Origin of the sequence: Streptomyces sp. NPDC096040 (assembly GCF_040303265.1) — a bacterium.
Lineage (GTDB): Bacteria > Actinomycetota > Actinomycetes > Streptomycetales > Streptomycetaceae > Streptomyces.
Genome location: NZ_JBEOTA010000016.1, coordinates 14,935 through 33,189 on the forward strand (window position 1 = coordinate 14,935; position 18,255 = coordinate 33,189).

Consider the following 18,255-nt stretch of genomic DNA (forward strand, 5'->3'; position numbering starts at 1 on the left):
TCCCGAGCGAGGAGTCCATGCGTACACCCCGTAGGACCCCCACAGCAGGCCCGCAGACACCGTCCCCGCGGCCCGCACGCGGCCGCCGCGCGCACGCCGGACCACCCGCCGACGAACCGGTCGACGACGTCCTCGGGACCGCGGCGGCGGACAACGCGCCCACGCCCCCCCGAGGCTGGCGGATCCGTCCCCGCACCGTGCGGGCCAAGGTCGTCTGCCTGCTCATGGTGCCGGTCATGTCCCTGCTCGCCCTGTGGGGGTACGCCACGGTCACCACCGCACAGGAAGTCTCCCGGCTGCGCCAGTCCCAGCGCGTCGACGCCGCGTTGCGAACCCCGGTCGCCGACGCCGTGGCCGCGCTCCAGGCCGAGCGCACCGCCGCGGTCCGATACGCGACCGAGCCCACTGCCGAACAGGCCGGCGACCTCAAGGCCCTCGGCGCGGACACCGACCAGGCCGTGGCCGAGCTGCGGCTCGGCAAGGACAGCACCGTCGCCGACAGCGAGGAGCTGCCCGCCGGTGTCGCCCAGCGCCTCCAGACCTTCGTCACCGGTGCCGATCGGTTGCGCACGCTGCGGACGGCGGTGCGCAGCCGCGGCGCCGGCTGGGAGGAGACCTACGGGCGGTACACGCAGACCATCGCCATGGCCTTCGCCGTGGACGGCGCCCTCACCGGCGTACAGGCCGACGACATGGGCGCCGACGCGCGCGTGCTGCTCGAATTCTCCCGCGCGGGCGAGGCGTTGGCACAGGAGGACGCAGTCCTCGCCGGAGCCCGGCTGGCCGGCGGCCTCGACGGCGAGCGACTGCGGCTGTTCACCGGTGCCGTCGACACCCGCCGTGTCCTCACCGACGCGGCCGCCGCCGACCTGCCCGGCGCACAGCGCACCGCCTGGCGCCGGCTCGCAGGCGGCGACGACTACACCGCGCTGGGCGACGCCGAGGACAAGATCCTCGCAAGCGCACCCGGCGCCAAGGCGGTCGACGCGGCCCCGGAAGCGACCTGGAGCACCGCTCACGCGCGCGTGCAGGACGGAATGCGAGCTGTCCAGACCGGTACGGCACAGGCGGTCGCGGGCCGGGCGGATCCGTTCGCACGCGGTCTGCTCACCCCGGCCGGAGCCGCCGTCCTCCTCGGCCTCCTCGCCGTGGCCGCCTCGCTCGTCATCTCCGTACGCATCGGACGCGGCCTCGTGGTCGAGCTGGAGAGCCTGCGCAACAGCGCCCTGGAGATCGCCCGGCGCAAGCTCCCCGAGGCCATGCGCAGACTCCGGGCCGGCGAGGAGATCGACATCCGCGCGGAGGCACCCTCGGGGCCGCCCGCGGAGGACGAGACCGGACAGGTGGCGGAAGCCCTCGGCACCGTGCACCGTGCCGCCCTGCGTGCCGCCGTGGAGCGCGCCGAACTCGCAAGCGGCATCTCGGGTGTGTTCGTCAACCTCGCCCGCCGCAGCCAGGTCCTGGTCCACCGCCAGCTGAGCCTGCTGGACAGCATGGAACGCCGCTCCGACGACCCCAACGAACTGAGCGACCTCTTCCGCCTCGACCACCTCACCACCCGCATGCGCCGCCACGCGGAGAGCCTGATCATCCTCTCCGGGGCGGCCCCCGGCCGGGCCTGGCGCCTGCCGGTCTCCCTGACCAACGTCGTCCGGGCCGCCGTATCCGAAGTCGAGGACTACGCGCGCGTGGAGGTACGCCAGTTCCCCGAGGCAGCCGTCGTCGGCGCCGCTGTCGCCGACCTCACCCATCTGCTCGCCGAGGTCGTGGAGAACGCCGCCCAGTTCTCACCGCCGCACACGCGCGTGCGCATCACCGGGGAACCCGTGGGCAACGGCTACGCCCTGGAGGTCGAGGATCGCGGACTCGGCATGGGTCAGGAGACCCTCGCCGAGGCCAACCGGCGCATCGAGCAGTCCGAGGCCCTCGATCTGTTCGACAGCGACCGGCTCGGCCTCTTCGTCGTCAGCAGGCTCGCGGCCCGACACGACATCAAGGTGCATCTGCGCACCTCCCCCTACGGCGGTACCACCGCGGTGGTCCTGCTGCCGAAAGCCCTGCTGCACGGTGGCGCGGCGGAACGATCCGGCCGTCCGGCGGCCGGCACCGAACAGGCACCGGAACGCGAGTACGCGCGCGTGCCCGGCGCCGCCCTTCCCCAGGCCGCCCCCGCCACCCGGCCCGCTCTCGCCACCACCGCCCACACCTCCCCGCACCAGGCGCCCGAGCCACCACCCCCCGGAGTCACGACCTTGAGGCCGCACCGCCCGCCGCACGACTCCGAGCCCCGCGACGACGACCTGCCCCGCCGGGTACGCCAGGCGAGCCTCGCCCCCCAACTGCGCGATCCACGCACCGAGGAACCCGCGCCCGCCCGGCGACGGGACGAGCGCACCCCCGAACTCGTCCGCGACCGCATGGCGGCCTACCGCGACGGCTGGGCGCGCGGCGGCGGCAGGCAACCCGGCTGCGGAGCCACCCCGGAACCCGAAGAGGGCACCGACAGCACCGAAGGAGACCGCGCATGATCCAGGACCCGAGCATGAGGCCAGACCGGCCCTCCGGCGAACTCGACTGGCTGCTGGACGACCTGGTGCTGCGCGTCGACGAAGTACGGCATGCCGTGGTGCTCTCCAACGACGGCCTCGCGGTCGGCGCCTCGACCGGCCTCAGACGTGAGGACGCGGAGCACCTCGCCGCCGTCGCCTCCGGCTTCAACAGCCTCGCCAAGGGCACGGGACGGCACTTCGGGGCGGGCGGGGTGCGCCAGACCATGGTCGAGATGGACGACGCCTTCCTCTTCGTGGCCGCCGCCGGCGACGGCTCCTGCCTCGCCGTACTCACCGCCGTAACCGCCGACATCGGCCTGGTCGCCTACGAGATGGCACGCCTGGTCAAGCGCGTCGGCGAGCATCTCTACACCGCGCCCCGGGTCGCCGCCCGGCCGCCCGCCGCCGGATGAGCCGGAAGCGTCACCGATGACCGAGTACACGACCGACGCCCCGCGCGATCCGGGCAGCCAGTGGTACGACGGCGAGGCCGGGCCCCTCGTCCGCCCCTACGCCGTGACCGGCGGTCGCACCAAACCCGGCCCCACCGGAGTGCGGTTCGACCTGATCGCCCTGGTCACACTCGACCCGGGCGCGCCCGGCGCCGACGGCGACACCGCGCTCGGCCCCGAACACCGGGCGCTGATCGACCTGTGCCGGGTGGAGACACAGTCCGTCGCCGAGCTCGCCGCCGGCGCCGACCTCCCCGTGGGCGTGGTCCGGGTGCTCCTGGGCGACCTGCTGGAACTGAGCTGCGTCACCGTGAGCCGACCGGTGCCCCCGGCCCAGCTTCCCGACGAACGGATTCTGCGCGAGGTCATCGCGGGATTGCGGGCACTGTAGATGAGCATCCGGAACCAACCGGACGCGCACCGGTCAGATCAGACGCGTTACGGTCCTACCGCCCCCGACGGGACCGCAGTTGTCATGATGCTGGCTTCGCGTCCCGAGTGCACGGGGCACACAGGGCGCACCGAGTGGTGTCCCGCGCATTCCGGGCCACGGGCCGCCGAACATCCCGGACCTCCAGAGCATGCCGACCGCAGCCGGCCCTCCCGAGAGAAGTGATCATGGTCTCCGAGTACTCCGAGCCCGCCGCCGACGACACGTCGGCCATGGCGCTCAAGATATTGGTCGCCGGCGGCTTCGGTGTCGGAAAGACGACCCTGGTCGGCGCCGTCAGCGAGATCCGGCCGCTGCGCACCGAGGAAATGCTCAGCGAAGCGGGCCAGCTGGTGGACGACACGGACGGCGTGGACCAGAAGGTCACCACCACCGTCGCCATGGACTTCGGCCGCATCACCATCCGCTCCGGACTCTCCCTGTACCTCTTCGGCACCCCGGGCCAGGACCGCTTCTGGTTCCTCTGGGACGAGCTGTCGCAAGGAGCACTCGGCGCCGTCGTCCTCGCCGACACCCGCCGACTGGAGGACTGCTTTCCGGCGGTCGACTACTTCGAGCACCGGCACATCCCGTTCGTCGTCGCTGTCAACTGTTTCGTCGGCGCCCGTAGCTACGGCGCGCACGATGTCTCCCGGGCCCTGGACCTGGACCAGGGCACGCCCGTGGTGCTGTGCGACGCCCGTGACCGGGACTCCGGCAAGGAGGTGCTGATCCGGCTCATCGAGTACGCCGGGCGCATGCACACCGCCCGGCTCCTGGACTCGGTGGGCTGAGTCTCAGCCCGTGAGGTCCTTGAGCGCCACCACCTTCTCCACGGTGACACGGACCAGCAGCTCGCCCGGGACGCCGTTGCGGGCGCCGAACTCCTCCGCGCGCTCCTCTCCCATGTAACGAGCCGCGATCCTGGTGGCCGCATCACGCAACTCACCCGGTTCCTCGGACAGCCGGGCGTGCCCGTTCAGCACCACGAAATGGAAGGGGGGCCGGTCGTCGTCCACGCAGAAGGCGACACGCCCGTCGCGGGCGAGATTGCGCCCCTTCACGGTTTCCTTGCCGGTGTTGAAGACCAGGTCGTCCCCGTCCAGCAGGAACCAGACGGGGGCCACATGCGGGCTGCCGTCGGCGTTGACGGTGGACAGCTTGCCGGTGCGGGTGCCGTGCGAGACGAACCCCCGCCATTCCTCGTCGGTCATCTTCTGTGCCATGTCCCCATCCTCCTTGCCCGGACGCCGGTGGTGGGGAAGGCTGGCGGGGAGATCCTCCAGCCAGGGGGAGACGGCACACGGGGAGACGTTACGACATGGCGCAGAACCAGGGACTCGGCTGGCTGCTCGACGACCTGACCGAGCGTGTGGAGCACGTACGGCACGCGCTGGTCCTGTCGAACGACGGGCTGGTCACGGGAGCGAGCACGGGCCTTCGCCGGGAGGACGCGGAGCATCTGGCCGCCGTCGCCTCCGGGCTGCACAGCCTTGCCAAGGGCTCAGGACGCCACTTCGGCGCGGGCCAGGTACGCCAGACGATGATCGAGTACGACGACGCGCTCCTGTTCGTCACCGCCGCCGGAACCGGCAGCTGTCTGTGCGTGCTCAGCGGCGCGGAGGCGGACATCGGCCGGATCGCCTACGAGATGACACTGCTCGTCAACCGCGTCGGCGAACACCTCGGCGTGGATGCCCGGCAACCGGAGCGTTCCTCAGTAGTCGACCTCTGACCTGCGGGTTCACCCTCTGCTGCGGAGTTATCCACAGGCCCGCCATCAGATCCGCGGGAGCGGCTACGGTCTTTTCCACGGCGAGCGCACCGGGCGCGAGCCACCCGCTCCACGGGGGAGAACGACCATGTCCACCAACACCATCGCCCGACCCCGCCCGCTCACCTGCACGTTCAGCCGCGCCGCCCGTGAACTGGGCCTCAGGCGAGGCGAGTTCGACCTCGCGGTGCATCTTGGCCGGATCCGCACGGTGCCCGACGAAGGCGGCGGAGGCCGTCGCGTGCCCCGGGCCGAGATCGTGCGGCTCCAGACCCAGGCCGAAGCCCTCCGCGAGAGCGTGCGAGTTGTCGGTACGACCCAGGGCGCGGCCCTGATGGAGATCCCGGCGGGCAGGTTCACCCGCTTCGCGAAACTCGGCCTGGTGACTCCCGTAACCTGGTACCCGAACCGCTATCGGGCCGTGGTCTGGCTCTATCTCGCCGAGGAGCTACGGCAGTTCGCGGCTGACGAGAAGAACGCACGCCTGCTCACCGGCCGTACGCCCGAGGAGTTGCGTGACCGTCTGAGGGCGGGAGCGGACCAGCGGGCTCGCAACTGGCGCGGACGCCACTGCGGTTTCCTGCTGCGGGGGGCGGACGGCCCGTGGGAGCGGGCCGGAGTGGTGGCCGGCTTTCTGGACCCCGGGGAGATCGACGACGCGCTGACGAACGCCCACGAGCGAGCCTACGTAAAGGGCTTCCGGCCGGCTCCGCCCGCCCACGGCGCACCTGGCTCGCCTGCCGCGCTGCTCGCCGAGGAGCTGATGACCGCGGACGAGCCGGACGAGATCGAGTGGTTCCGGAACGACCTGGCACGGGCCGTGGCGGAGGCCCGCACGTTTCACCCCGCGCCTCGCCCTGCCGAGCAAGCGCACCCCCCTGCCATGCCATCGCAGCACCCAGTACCGGAGCGACCGGGGCATCCGCGCGGCCTGCGCGGCTGGCTGCGTCTGTACTACAAGGCCCGGAACAGCCCCTCCTGGACGACCGACACCAGCAGCCGCCCCTCCAGGTCGTAGACCTGCCCGCGGGCCAGGCCCAGGCCACCCGTGGCGACCGGGGACTCCTGCTCGTACAGGAACCACTCGTCGGCGCGGAACGGGCGGTGGAACCACATGGCGTGGTCCAGCGAGGCCATGTCGAAGTTCCGTGGCCCCCACAGGGGCTCGACGGGGACCCGCACCGCGTCCAGGAGGGTCATGTCGCTGGCGTAGGTCAGCGCGCAGGTGTGCACCAGCGGATTGTCACCCAGCGGACCGACGGCGCGCATCCACACGGCGCTCCGCGGCTCGGCGCCCGCTATCTCCTCGGGATTCCAGCGCAGCCGGTCGACGTAACGGATGTCGAAGGCCTGGCGGCGCGCCATCCGCTCCAACTGCTCGGGCAGCTCGCCCAGATGCTTGCGGATCTCCTCGGCGAGCGGCGGCAGCGACTCCGGGTGCGGCACCTCGCGGGCCGGCGGCAGCTGATGCTCGAAAGCTCCCACCTCAGGCTTGTGGAAGGAGGCGGTCAGATTGAAGATCGTACGGCCGTGCTGCACGGCGGTGACCCGGCGCGTCGTGAACGACCGCCCGTCCCGCACCCGTTCGACCTGGTACACGATCGGCACGCCCGGCCGGCCCGGGCGCAGGAAGTACGCGTGCAGCGAGTGCACCGGGCGGTCGCCCTCCGTGGTGCGGCCGGCGGCGACCAGTGCCTGGCCCGCCACCTGGCCGCCGAAGACCCGTTGGATGGACTCCTGGGGGCTGCGGCCACGGAAGATGTTGACCTCGATCTGCTCCAGGTCGAGCAGGTCGACCAGTCTCTCGGCCGGGTTCGTCATGGGTGGTGTTCTCCTGTGGTCAGAGCGGGCCGGGTCAGAGCTGGCCGACATCGGTGACACGGACGACCGCGCGGCCCTCGGCGTCGGAGGCCGTCAGGTCGACCTCCGCGCTGATTCCCCAGTCGTGGTCGTCGTTGGGGTCGTCGAAGATCTGCCGGACGAGCCACAGCCCGTTCTGCGGCTCCTCCTGGATCACGAGCAGCTTGGGACCACGGGCGTCGGGGCCGGTGCCCAGGTCCTCGTACTCGTCCCAGTACTTGTCCATCGCCTCGCCCCAGGCGTCGGCGTCCCAGCCGGACTCCGCGTCCATCTCGCCCAGCTCGTCGACCTGGTCGAGGGCGGCCAGCTCCACCCGGCGGAAAATGGCGTTACGGACCAGGACCCGGAAGGCGCGCGCGTTGGCGGTGACCGGCTTGACCTCGTCGGCCTTCTCCTGGGCCTCCTCGGCCGTCATCTCCTCCGGGTTGGCGAGCTGCTCCCACTCGTCCAGCAGACTGGAGTCGACCTGGCGGACCATCTCGCCCAGCCACTCGATCAGGTCCTGGAGATCCTCGGACTTGAGGTCGTCCGGGATGTTGTGGTCCAGCGTCTTGTACGCGCTCGCCAGGTAGCGCAGCACGATGCCCTCGGTGCGGGCCAGCTCGTAGAAGGACACCAACTCCGTGAAGGACATCGCCCGTTCGTACATGTCCCGGATCACCGACTTCGGCGACAGCGGATGGTCGCCGACCCAGGGGTGGCTCTTGCGGTAGGTGTTGTACGCGTGGAAGAGCAGCTCTTCCAGGGGCTTCGGGTAGGTGACGTCCTGGAGGCGCTCCATGCGCTCCTCGTACTCGACGCCGTCCGCCTTCATCGCGGCCACCGCCTCGCCCTTCGCCTTGTTCAGCTGGGCGACCAGGATCTGCCGCGGGTCATCCAGCGTGGACTCGACGACGGACACCATGTCGAGGGCGTACGAGGGCGATTCGGGGTCGAGGAGTTCGAACGCGGCGAGGGCGAACGTGGACAGCGGCTGGTTGAGCGCGAAGTCCTGCTGGAGGTCGACCGTGAGGCGGACGATGCGACCGGTCGGGTCCGGCTCGTCGAGCTTCTCCACGATGCCGCCGTCCAGGAGCGAGCGGTAGATGGCGATCGCCCGGCGGATGTGCCGCAACTGCTGCTTGCGCGGCTCGTGGTTGTCCTCCAGCAGGTGGCGCATCGCCTCGAAGGCGTTGCCCGGGCGGGCGATGACCGACAGCAGCATCGTGTGCGTCACCCGGAAACGCGAGGTCAGCGGCTCCGGCTCGGACGCGATCAGCTTCTCGAACGTGGTCTCCGTCCAGCCGACAAAGCCCTCCGGCGCCTTCTTGCGCACCACCTTGCGCCGCTTCTTCGGGTCGTCGCCCGCCTTCGCGAGCGCCTTCTCGTTCTCGATGACGTGCTCGGGCGCCTGCGCGACCACCAGGCCGGCCGTGTCGAAGCCGGCCCGGCCCGCCCGGCCGGCGATCTGGTGGAACTCACGGGCGCGCAGGGTGCGCACCCGGTTGCCGTCGTACTTGGTGAGGGCGGTGAACAGGACCGTGCGGATGGGCACGTTGACGCCCACGCCCAGGGTGTCGGTGCCGCAGATGACCTTCAGCAGGCCGGCCTGCGCGAGCTTCTCGACCAGGCGCCGGTACTTGGGGAGCATGCCGGCGTGGTGGACGCCGATGCCGTGCCGGACGTACCGGGAGAGGTTGCGGCCGAACTTGGTGGTGAAGCGGAAGTTGCCGATCAGTTCGGCGATCTGCTCCTTCTCCTCCTTCGAGCACATGTTGATGCTCATCAGCGCCTGCGCCCGCTCCACCGCCTGCGCCTGCGTGAAGTGCACGATGTACACCGGCGCCTGCTTGCTCTCCAGCAGTTCGGTGAGCGTCTCGGTGAGCGGGGTGAACTTGTACTCGTAGGAGAGCGGCACCGGGCGGGTCGCCGAGCGGACCACCGAGGTGGGGCGGCCGGTGCGGCGGGTGAGGTCCTCCTCGAAGAAGGAGACGTCGCCGAGGGTGGCGGACATCAGGATGAACTGCGCCTGCGGAAGTTCGAGAAGCGGGATCTGCCAGGCCCAGCCGCGGTCGCCCTCGGCGTAGAAGTGGAACTCGTCCATGACGACCTGGCCGATGTCCGCCTGCTTGCCGTCGCGCAGGGCGATGGAGGCCAGGACCTCGGCGGTGCAGCAGATGACGGGCGCGTCGGAGTTCACGGAGGCGTCGCCGGTGAGCATGCCGACGTTCTCGGTGCCGAAGATCTTGCAGAGCTCGAAGAACTTCTCCGACACCAGCGCCTTGATCGGCGCCGTGTAGAAGGTGACCTCGTCACGGGCCAGCGCGGCGAAGTGCGCGCCAGCGGCGATCATGCTCTTGCCGGAGCCGGTCGGTGTCGACACGATCACGTTCGCCCCGGAGACCGCCTCGATCAGCGCCTCCTCCTGGTGGGGATAGAGCGTGAGACCGCGCTCCTGCGCCCAGGACTCGAAGGCTTCGTACAGGGCGTCGGGGTCGGCGGTCGGCGGCAGTCGATCGATGAGGGTCACGCACCCATCTTGCCTGGCCCACCCCCCGAGGGGGGAATCGGCTGCGAGCCCGAAGATCAAGACCCCTATGCTGTGTCGCCGACGGAGCGTCATCGCACCCGGTCAACTGGACAGCGGTATACGAGGAATGGGGCGGACAGCGGCCATGATGGGACCAGCACACTCACTGTCGGGAGCCGCTGCCTGGCTCGGCGTCGGAGCCGCGGCCGCCGCGGCCGGGCATGGGATGCCCTGGCCGGTGCTCCTGGTCGGGGCACTGATCTCCGCCGGCGCCGCACTCGCCCCGGACCTCGACCACAGGGCCGCCACCATCTCGCGCGCCTTCGGACCGCTGTCGCGCTGGCTGTGCGAGATCGTGGACAAGCTGTCGTACGCCGTCTACAAGGCGACGCGGAAGCCGGGCGACCCGCGCCGCTCCGGCGGCCACCGAACGCTGACCCACACCTGGGTGTGGGCGGCGCTGATCGGCGCGGGCTGCTCGGCCGCCGCGATCCTCGGCGGCCGCTGGGCGGTGCTGGCGATTCTCTTCGCGCACATGGTGCTGGCCATCGAAGGCCTGCTGTGGCGAGCGGCCCGCGGCTCCAGCAGCGACGTGCTGGTGTGGCTGCTGGCGGCGACCAGCGCCTGGATCCTGGCGGGCACCCTGGACAAGCCGGGCAACGGCTCGGACTGGCTGTTCACCCAGCCCGGCCAGGAGTACCTGTGGCTGGGGCTGCCGGTGGTGCTGGGAGCGCTGGTGCACGACATCGGGGACGCGCTGACCGTCTCCGGCTGCCCGATCCTGTGGCCCGTCCCGATCGGCCGCAAGCGCTGGTACCCGCTGGGCCCGCCGAAGGTGATGCGGTTCCGCGCGGGCAGCTGGGTCGAGCTCAAGGTGCTGATGCCCGTGTTCATGGTGCTGGGCGGCATAGGCTGCGCCGCCGCCCTGAACGTCATCTGACCGCGGGGTCCACCGGGTCAGCCGGTCTTCCCCGAGCCACCGCCGTAGCGTCGCTCGAACGCGGCGACGCGGCCCTCGGAGTCCACCGTGCGGGCCTTTCCGGTGTAGAAGGGGTGGCTCTCGGAGGAGATCTCCACGTCGACCACCGGGTAGGTCTGGCCGTCGTCCCAGTCGATGGTCTGGTCGCTGGTCGCGGTGGACCGGGTCAGGAAGGCGTATCCGGCGGCGCGGTCGCGGAAGACCACGGGGTGGTAGTCGGGGTGCTTGTCCTGCTGCATGGCGGCTCCTCGGACAGGGCGGACAGGGCGGACAGGGCGGTCGGGCAAGGGGGTCCGGCGTCAGCCGTAGGTGATGTCCTCGTCGACGATGTGCATCGCGGCCTCCTCGGCGGAGGCCCCGGCGCCGTCGATGCCGACGTCGGTGGCGACGAGACCGTTCTCGTCGTCCTCGTGGGTCCCTTCGTCGGGTGCCACGAGGCGGCCGGAGCGCAGATCGCCGACCTCGTTGTCCAGGAGTTCTCCGTCGCTGCCCTGGCAGTCGCCGATGCCGTCGCCGTCGGGGGCGGCCGGATCGGGCAGTTCCTCGGCGAGCCGCTGGTCCAGGGTCTCGCCCCGGTGGCCCTCCGCCGCCGTCACCCCGGTGTGCTCCACGGCCCACGGCCGCTCGGGCGGCGACCAGCCCCGGTCCAGGGGATCGCTGACGCCGTCGGACTCCAGCGTGTCCTCCACGTCGAGCAGTCCGGTGTCCTCGCGGATCTCGGATCCGTCGGGCTGGTAGACGTCGTCCCCCCATCCGTCGGCGGTGGTCACGGCTACCTCCAGGGAGTGAGGCGGCGGTCCGAGGGGCGGGCCGCCGGCACGCGCGGCACGGGTCTCACACGCCGCGAACCCTGCGGTTCCCGGCCCGTCCCCGAACCGGTGCCGCTATCCAGCCTTCCACCCCTGCTCGTACCCGCGCAACGGCACGGGGCGCGACCTGCGGCGCGCACCCCGTGCCGAGGCCCGTCACCCGTGCCACGACCGCCACAGCGCCGCGTAGGCACCGTCGGCCGTCACCAGCTCGTCGTGGCTGCCGAGCTCGCTGATCCGGCCGTTCTCCACCACGGCGATGACGTCCGCGTCATGGGCGGTGTGCAGCCGGTGGGCGATGGCGACCACGGTGCGGCCGTCGAGGACCCGGGCCAGGGACCGTTCCAGGTGGCGGGCCGCGCGCGGGTCGAGGAGCGAGGTCGCCTCGTCCAGGACGAGGGTGTGCGGGTCGGCCAGCACCAGCCGGGCCAGCGCGATCTGCTGGGCCTGCGCCGGGGTCAGCGTGAGGCCGCCGGAGCCCACCTCGGTGTCCAGGCCCTGCTCCAGGGCCCGCGCCCAGCCGTCCGCGTCGACGGCACCCAGGGCCGCCCACAGCTCGGCGTCCTCGGCGCCGGTCCGGGCGAGCAGCAGGTTGTCACGCAAGGAGCCCACGAAGACGTGGTGCTCCTGGTTGACGAGGGCGACATGGGAGCGGACCCGTTCGGCGGTCATCCGGGACAGCTCCGCGCCACCGAGGGTGATCCGGCCGTCGCGGGGCGCGTAGATGCCGGCGAGCAGCCGGCCCAGCGTGGACTTGCCCGCGCCCGACGGGCCGACCAGGGCCAGCCGGGTGCCGGGCGCGACCTCCAGGGAGACCGCGCGCAGCACGTCGACGCCCTGCAGGTAGCCGAAGCGGACCTCGTCCGCGTACACCTCCCGGCCCTCGGGAGCCAGCGAGGCGTCACCTGCGTCGGGTTCGATGTCCCGGACGCCGACCAGGCGGGCCAGCGACACCTGGGCGACCTGGACCTCGTCGTACCAGCGCAGGATCAGGTTGACCGGTTCGACGAGCATCTGGGCGATGAGCGCGCCCGTCGTCAGCTGGCCGACGTCGAGCCGGCCGTCGAGGACGAAGACACCGCCGATCATCAGCACAGAGCCCAGCACGACGGTGTGGGTGGCGTTGACGGCCGGGAAGAGCACCGACCGCAGCCACAGCGTGTAGCGCTCCCATGCCGTCCACTCCTTGACCCGGCGTTCGGACAGGGCGATACGCCGGGCGCCGAGCCGGTGCGCCTCTACGGTGTGCCCGGCGTCCACGGACTCCGCGAGGGCGGCGGCCACCGCGGCGTACCCGGCGGCCTCGGAGCGGTAGCCGGAGGGCGCCCGCCTGAAGTACCAGCGGCAGACGACCACCAGGATCGGCAGGGCGAGCAGCACGGTGGCGGCCAGCGGCGGCGCCGTGACCACGAGACCGCCGAGCAGCAGCACGACCCACACGATGCCGATCGACAGCTGAGGTACGGCCTCCCGCATGGCGTTGGCGAGTCGGTCGATGTCGGTGGTGATCCGGGACAGCAGATCGCCCGTGCCCGCCCGTTCCAGGACGCCCGGCGGCAGCCCGACGGACCGGACGAGGAAGTCCTCGCGCAGGTCGGCCAGCATCCGCTCGCCGAGCACGGCACCCCGCAGCCGGACCTCGCGCACGAAGACCGCCTGGACCGCGAGCGCGAGTACGAACAGGCCGATGGTCAGGCCCAGATGGAGTTCACGGGCACCGTCGGAGACCCGCTCGACGAGCCCGCCGAGCAGGTACGGGCCGGCCATGGAGGCGACCACGGCCACCGTGTTGACCATGACGAGGGCGGAGAAGGCCCGGCGATGCCGGCGGAACAGTTCGGCCACGTAGGCGCGCACGGTCGAGGTGGCGCCGACGGGCAGGGTGGTGGCCGTCGTCGGGGCCGCCGGGTCGTACGACGGTGGTGCGACGCCGATCATGCGCTTTCCTCGATCTCTTCCAGCGCGCCGCTTCGCAGCGCGGCCTCTTTCTCCTCGACCGCGCCGCCTAGCAGCGCGACGTCTTCGTCCCTCGGGTTCCGTAGGGCGGCCTCGTCGTCCGTCTCCCGGGTCACCATCGCCCGGTACCGGGGTTCGGTGCGGACCAGTTCGCGGTGCAAGCCGACCGCCCCGACCTCGCCCTCGTGGACGAGGACGACCCGGTCGGCCCGGTCGAGCAGCAGCGGTGAGGAGGTGAACACCACGGTCGTCCGGCCGGACCGCACCTCGCGGATTCCCTCCGCGATCCGCGCCTCGGTGTGCGAGTCGACGGCGGAGGTCGGCTCGTCCAGGACGAGCACCTCGGGGTCGGTGATCAGCGACCGGGCCAGCGCGAGCCGCTGGCGCTGGCCGCCCGACAGGGAGCGGCCCCGCTCGGTGATCCGGGCGTCCAGCGGGTCGGAGACGTCCAACGAGCCCTGGATCAGGGCCTCCAGGACGTCGGCGCACTGGGCGGCGGACAGCGCGTCCTCTGCTCGCACGGCGCCGGAGGCCGGCACGTCGAGCAACTCGCGCAGCGAACCGGAGAGCAGCACCGGGTCCTTGTCCTGGACGAGCACCGCGGTGCGGGCGGTCTCCAGAGGCAGTTCGTCGAGCGGCACGCCGCCGAGCAGCACGGAGGCGGCGGCCTCGGCGGGGTGGCCGCCCAGCCGTTCGGCGAGGTGGCCGGCGGCGTCGGGGTCGCCGCAGACCACGGCGGTCAGCCGGCCCGCGGGTGCCAGCAGACCGGTGTCCGGGTCGTACAGGTCGCCGTCCGGCACCGCGCCCGCGCGCGAGCCGCCGGTGTCGGTGGCCCGTTCCAGGGAGAGCACCCGGGCGGCCCGTTTCGCCGAGGGGCGCGAGAAGGAGTACGCCATGGCGATCTCGGTGAAGTGCTGCAACGGGTAGTTGAGGATCATGACCGAGCTGTAGACGGTGACCAGTTCACCGACGGTGACGCGGCCCTGCCGGGCGAGGTGGACGCCGTACCAGACGACCGCGATCAGCAGCAGCCCCGGCACCAGCACCTGGATGGCGGCGATCAGGGACCACATCCGGGCGCTGCGCACGGCGGCCCGCCGCACCTCCTGGGAGGCACGGCGGTACCGGTCGAGGAAGAGGTCCTCGCCGCCGATGCCACGCAGCACGCGCAGCCCCGCCACGGTGTCCGAGGCCAGCTCGGTGGCCCGGCCGGCCTTCGCACGCTGGATGTCGGCGCGCCGGGTCGCCCGGGGCAGCAGCGGCAGCACGGCCAGCGCCACCAGGGGCAGCCCGGCGGCGACCACCCAGCCGAGCGCGGGCTGGTAGAAGAGCAGCCCGACGCCGACCACGACGACCGTCAGCGCGGCCGCGGTGAACCGGGAGACAGCCTCGACGAACCAGCCGATCTTCTCGACGTCGCCGGTGGAGACGGCGACGACCTCGCCGGCCGCCACCCGCCGGGTCAGCGCCGAGCCCAGCTGGGCGGCCTTGCGGGCGAGCAGTTGCTGGACGCGGGCGGCCGCGGTGATCCAGTTGGTGACGGCGGCGCGGTGCAGGAAGGTGTCGCCGACGGCGATCGCCGCGCCGCACAGCACGAGCAGACCACCCGTCAGCGCCAGCCGGGTGCCGGAGCGGTCGACGACGGCCTGGACGGCGAGCCCTACACAGAAGGGGAGCGCGGAGACGGCCACGAAGTGCAGCACCCCCCAGGCCAGCGCCTTGAGCTGGCCCCCCAGCTGATGTCGCCCGAGCCACCACAGGAATCGGGGACCCGAGCGTGCGTCGGGCACGCCCGGATCGGAATACGGAAGATCTTGAATCTGCATGACGTCCCAGTGGCTCGTGTCGGGGGGAAGGTGGCGACAAGCCGTGAAAGGTTCGCGTCGGAGCGTGGTCGAAATCAAACGGTTTTCCCCGGCGGTCAGCGAAATCCGCTGTCTTCAGGCCAGGGGCTTGCCGCCCAGCACGCCCTGGATGTCAGGAAACTAGATCAATGAGCCGGTATGTGATGTCAGGATGACCGGGTGCAGATCAAGAGCGTTCGGCGTGCGACCGTTGCGACGGCGGTGGTGCTCGGAACCCTCCTGGCGACCCTGAGAGCGTGCCGGGGGACCGGACAGCGGCGGCGGTGCGAAGGGTGGCGCCCAGGGGCCGCCCGGCACAGCCGAGGCCGGCCGTCCCCGTCGGCGCCCCGAGCGCGCTGCCAGGCGTCGGCGAGCGGCTGCACGCGGAGATCCCTGCCGACTCCGGTCAGGTCCTGGCCGGGTACGGCGAGGGCGAGGACTCGGCGGACTCCACGGTCGTGCTGTACGGGCTGCAGGACGACGGATGGCGGCCGGTGGGCAGTTGGCTCGCGCACAACGGGCGGAACGGCTGGACCACCGATCACTACGCGGGCGACGGACGCAGCCCGGTCGGCGTGTTCACCCTCACCGGCGCGGGCGGTGTGCTCCCCGACCCGGGCACCCGGCTCTCCTACACCCAGGGCGAGGACGTCTACGCGCCCCCGTACTACTGGGACCCGGCGCACCAGCACGACTTCGACTACGTCGTCGCCATCGACTGCAACCGGCTGCGGGGCGCGCCGTCGCACGACATCACCCGTCCCTGGGGCGCCGAACGGGGCGGTGGCATCTGGCTGCACCTCGACCACGGCAGCGGCACTTCGGCCTGCATCGGCCTCTCCGAGGAGGCCATGAGGTTCCTGCTCCGCACGCTCGACCCGGACCGCGATCCCGTGGTGGTGATGGGGGACAGGATGGACCTGCCGGCCTGGCGAGGCCCCGGGCGCCGTGGGGTCACCGGCCGGCGGGGCCGGGCTGTTGCTCGGGCGCACCCGCCGAGCCGGCGCTCGCGTGCACCAGGTCCACGTCGTTCGCCCGGACGTAGGCGAGCCGGTGGCCGAACTGGATCTCGTAGTACCTCTCCTGGCCCAGGACAACAGGCTGGGGCAGGTCGGAGAAGGACGACCTGTCGACGTAGGAACTGCCGACGCCGGACTGCGTCACATACCGCTGGCCCGCCCGGAGGCTGTACGGGAGCGGCGAGTCGGCCTCCTCCTCCATTCCCTCCGGGTAGGCCTCCTCCTCCGGCAGGGCACGCCCGTACACCGGGATCTCGTCCAGGCCCTCCTTCGGCGTCACCATGCGTCCGCTCGCGCCGACGGCCGTCGGGTGCTCCTTGGGGTTCTTGAACCAGGCCTTGTTGCCCTGGTACCAGATCGCCGTCCACTCGCCGCTGCGGTCGGCGACGGCGAAGGTCTGTCCGGTGGAGACACGCGAACCGAGGTCGCTGACGTCCTCCGTGGACTCCTCGCCGTCCGGCCTGCGGCCCGGGTCCTGGATCAGCGGGGCGTCCTCGGCCGGTGCGGTGTGGAGACGGACGGCGCTGGAGCCGTGCGGCTGGCACCGCTTTCCGGCACCCTCGCACCCGGTGTACCGCGGCTTGTGGGTGGCGTAGTCCGGCAGGATCATCACCACGTCGCTGTCCGGTCCGGCCGTGGCCTTCAGCGGCGCGCCGAGCAGGTCGAAGTAGTGCCGCCAGTCCCAGAAGGGGCCGGGGTCCTCGTGCATCTCGGGGATGCTGTCGCCGGTCGGAGCCGGCACGTTGTCATGGCCGAAGATGTGCTGCCGGTCGAGCGGGACGCCGTACTTCTTCGCCAGGAAGCGCACCAGACGGGCCGAGGACCGGTACATCTGCTCCGTGTACCAGGTGCCCGGGTGGGTGAGGAACCCTTCGTGTTCGATGCCGATCGAGCGGGCGTTGACGAACTTGCTGCCGGAGTGCCAGGCCTCGTCCTTCGTCCTGACGTGCTGGGTGACATGGCCGTCGCTGGAGCGGACCGAGTAGTGCCAGGACGCCTCGGTCGGGTCCTGTACGGTCTTGAACATGTTCGGCAGCGTCGACTCGGTGTCGTGGATGACGATGTAATCGATCTTCTGGTCCCGGGGCCGGTCGGCAAGGTCGTGGTTGCCGTAGTCGCCGTCCTCGTCGATCTCCTCGTACGGCGCGGCCAGCCAGTCGCAGGCCAGTTCGGGAGGGCACTCGACCTCCTTGGGCCGTGGTGAGACCTGTGGGCCGGGGTGCGGGCTGACTCCGGGCATGGCGGGGAGCGTGACCTCCTGCCCCTCGGCGGTGGTCCGGTGTGCTCCCCGGCGGATCAGGGTGAAGACGTCGTTGGCGTACGTCGTCGCCGAGGTGACGTCAGGTGTCCCGGGGAAACGTTCCACCGCCTGCCACCAGGCCTTCGGGTCGTTGCTGAGCGGCTTGCCGAGCTGCCGTTGGGCGGAGGCCAGCAGGGCCGCGCCGCCGCGTACGTTGGAGGTGGCGTCCGTCCGCAGCTCCGCGGCCGGGACCTTGATCAACCGTGCGGCGCGGTCCAGGTCCGCCGGCTGTACGGCGTGGCCGCCCGAGGCGAACACCGTCCCCGCGAGCTGGCTGTTCTTGCGGCCGTTCGGCGCCGGCGGGGCCGCCGCCGGTGCCGGGGCGCGGCCGCGGGCGGGCTCCACCAGGTGCATCGGCCCGTAGCCGCCCGCGACGCTGGGGGTGCCCGGGTGGGAGTCCCAGCGCGACTGCATGTAGGACACGCTCATGAGCACACTGCGCGGCACATGGAACTCGCGCGCGGCATCGGTGAAGGCGTTCTGCAGGCGCTGGTCATCCGCCTCGTCGGCGCCCGACGCCGGGAGGATCAGCAGCGGTGGCAGCAGCGCGGCCGTGGCGAGCAGACAGGCCGTCAGGCGGCACGTCCGCAGGCCGCCGGGCACACGTGGGGCGACAGTTCTTCTCATACCGGAGGGTCTCCAACCGCTTGCTGAGGGTCTCCAACCACGCTCGTCGCAACCAGGGCAAAGGGATTGCCCTTAACGTCACCCCTCGTACGTTTCCGTGTTCTGCGCGGCACGGCGCGCCGAACGTCAACCGGGTGGACCAGCGGT

15 protein-coding genes are annotated in these 18,255 nt (G+C 71.6%); 7 read left to right on the plus strand and 8 right to left on the minus strand.

All coding sequences use genetic code 11. The features are described 5' to 3' along the window. The first annotated feature begins 17 nt into the window (after window positions 1-17). The 4 genes from ABTY98_RS22660 (at window position 18) to ABTY98_RS22675 (ending at window position 4,225) form a co-directional block, all read left to right on the plus strand. A complete protein-coding gene (locus ABTY98_RS22660; RefSeq protein WP_352222739.1) occupies window positions 18-2,528 on the plus strand; it encodes a sensor histidine kinase in 2,511 nt (836 codons plus the stop codon). Continuing rightward, window positions 2,525-2,962, plus strand: a complete 438-nt coding sequence (locus ABTY98_RS22665) for a roadblock/LC7 domain-containing protein (protein WP_352222740.1) — start codon at window positions 2,525-2,527, stop codon at window positions 2,960-2,962. Before ABTY98_RS22660 ends, ABTY98_RS22665 begins: the two co-directional genes overlap by 4 nt. 16 nt (window positions 2,963-2,978) lie before the next feature. After that, entirely contained in the window at window positions 2,979-3,392 is a 414-nt protein-coding gene (locus ABTY98_RS22670) for a DUF742 domain-containing protein (protein WP_352222741.1), read from the plus strand. Window positions 3,393-3,619: 227 nt separating this feature from the next. Beyond that, window positions 3,620-4,225 carry a GTP-binding protein gene (locus ABTY98_RS22675; protein ID WP_352222742.1) on the plus strand — a complete coding sequence of 202 codons (606 nt, stop codon included), beginning with the start codon at window positions 3,620-3,622 and terminating at the stop codon, window positions 4,223-4,225. Window positions 4,226-4,228: 3 nt separating this feature from the next. On the opposite strand, the gene ABTY98_RS22680 is transcribed toward ABTY98_RS22675, so the two are convergent. Beyond that, complete coding sequence (locus ABTY98_RS22680; RefSeq protein ID WP_352222743.1) at window positions 4,229-4,657, minus strand: PPOX class F420-dependent oxidoreductase; 429 nt, start codon at window positions 4,655-4,657, stop codon at window positions 4,229-4,231. 95 nt (window positions 4,658-4,752) lie between these two features. Here ABTY98_RS22680 and ABTY98_RS22685 point away from each other — a divergent pair, with 95 nt between their 5' ends. Beyond that, window positions 4,753-5,166 (plus strand): roadblock/LC7 domain-containing protein, encoded by a 414-nt coding sequence (locus tag ABTY98_RS22685; protein ID WP_352222744.1) that lies wholly within the window; start codon window positions 4,753-4,755, stop codon window positions 5,164-5,166. Between the two features lie 127 nt (window positions 5,167-5,293). After that, entirely contained in the window at window positions 5,294-6,223 is a 930-nt protein-coding gene (locus tag ABTY98_RS22690) for a DUF6397 family protein (RefSeq protein ID WP_352222745.1), read from the plus strand. On the opposite strand, the gene ABTY98_RS22695 is transcribed toward ABTY98_RS22690, so the two are convergent. Both ABTY98_RS22695 and ABTY98_RS22700 read right to left on the minus strand, forming a co-directional pair. Continuing rightward, window positions 6,160-7,026 (minus strand): acyl-CoA thioesterase, encoded by an 867-nt coding sequence (locus tag ABTY98_RS22695; RefSeq protein WP_352222746.1) that lies wholly within the window; start codon window positions 7,024-7,026, stop codon window positions 6,160-6,162. The two genes, ABTY98_RS22690 and ABTY98_RS22695, sit on opposite strands and share 64 nt — an antisense overlap. A 34-nt stretch (window positions 7,027-7,060) precedes the next feature. Continuing rightward, on the minus strand, window positions 7,061-9,574 hold the full coding sequence (locus ABTY98_RS22700) for a DEAD/DEAH box helicase (protein WP_352222747.1): 2,514 nt from the start codon (window positions 9,572-9,574) through the stop codon (window positions 7,061-7,063). A 145-nt stretch (window positions 9,575-9,719) separates the two neighbouring features. Between ABTY98_RS22700 and ABTY98_RS22705 the strand changes: the two genes are divergently transcribed. Then, entirely contained in the window at window positions 9,720-10,514 is a 795-nt protein-coding gene (locus ABTY98_RS22705) for a metal-dependent hydrolase (RefSeq protein WP_352222748.1), read from the plus strand. A 17-nt stretch (window positions 10,515-10,531) separates the two neighbouring features. Here ABTY98_RS22705 and ABTY98_RS22710 read toward each other — a convergent pair whose 3' ends face one another. The 5 genes from ABTY98_RS22710 to ABTY98_RS22730 form a co-directional block, all read right to left on the minus strand. Next, window positions 10,532-10,792: a type B 50S ribosomal protein L31 gene (locus ABTY98_RS22710; RefSeq protein WP_352222749.1), complete on the minus strand. Its 261-nt coding sequence runs from the start codon at window positions 10,790-10,792 to the stop codon at window positions 10,532-10,534. A 60-nt stretch (window positions 10,793-10,852) separates the two neighbouring features. Next, a complete protein-coding gene (locus ABTY98_RS22715) occupies window positions 10,853-11,323 on the minus strand; it encodes a DUF5709 domain-containing protein (RefSeq protein WP_352222750.1) in 471 nt (156 codons plus the stop codon). A gap of 195 nt (window positions 11,324-11,518) precedes the next feature. Further along, on the minus strand, window positions 11,519-13,300 hold the full coding sequence (locus ABTY98_RS22720; RefSeq protein ID WP_352222751.1) for an ABC transporter ATP-binding protein: 1,782 nt from the start codon (window positions 13,298-13,300) through the stop codon (window positions 11,519-11,521). Then, on the minus strand, window positions 13,297-15,144 hold the full coding sequence (locus tag ABTY98_RS22725; protein WP_352222752.1) for an ABC transporter transmembrane domain-containing protein: 1,848 nt from the start codon (window positions 15,142-15,144) through the stop codon (window positions 13,297-13,299). Before ABTY98_RS22725 ends, ABTY98_RS22720 begins: the two co-directional genes overlap by 4 nt. Window positions 15,145-16,116: 972 nt before the next feature. After that, window positions 16,117-18,108 carry an N-acetylmuramoyl-L-alanine amidase gene (locus ABTY98_RS22730; protein ID WP_352222753.1) on the minus strand — a complete coding sequence of 664 codons (1,992 nt, stop codon included), beginning with the start codon at window positions 18,106-18,108 and terminating at the stop codon, window positions 16,117-16,119. Between the last annotated feature and the right edge of the window lie 147 nt (window positions 18,109-18,255).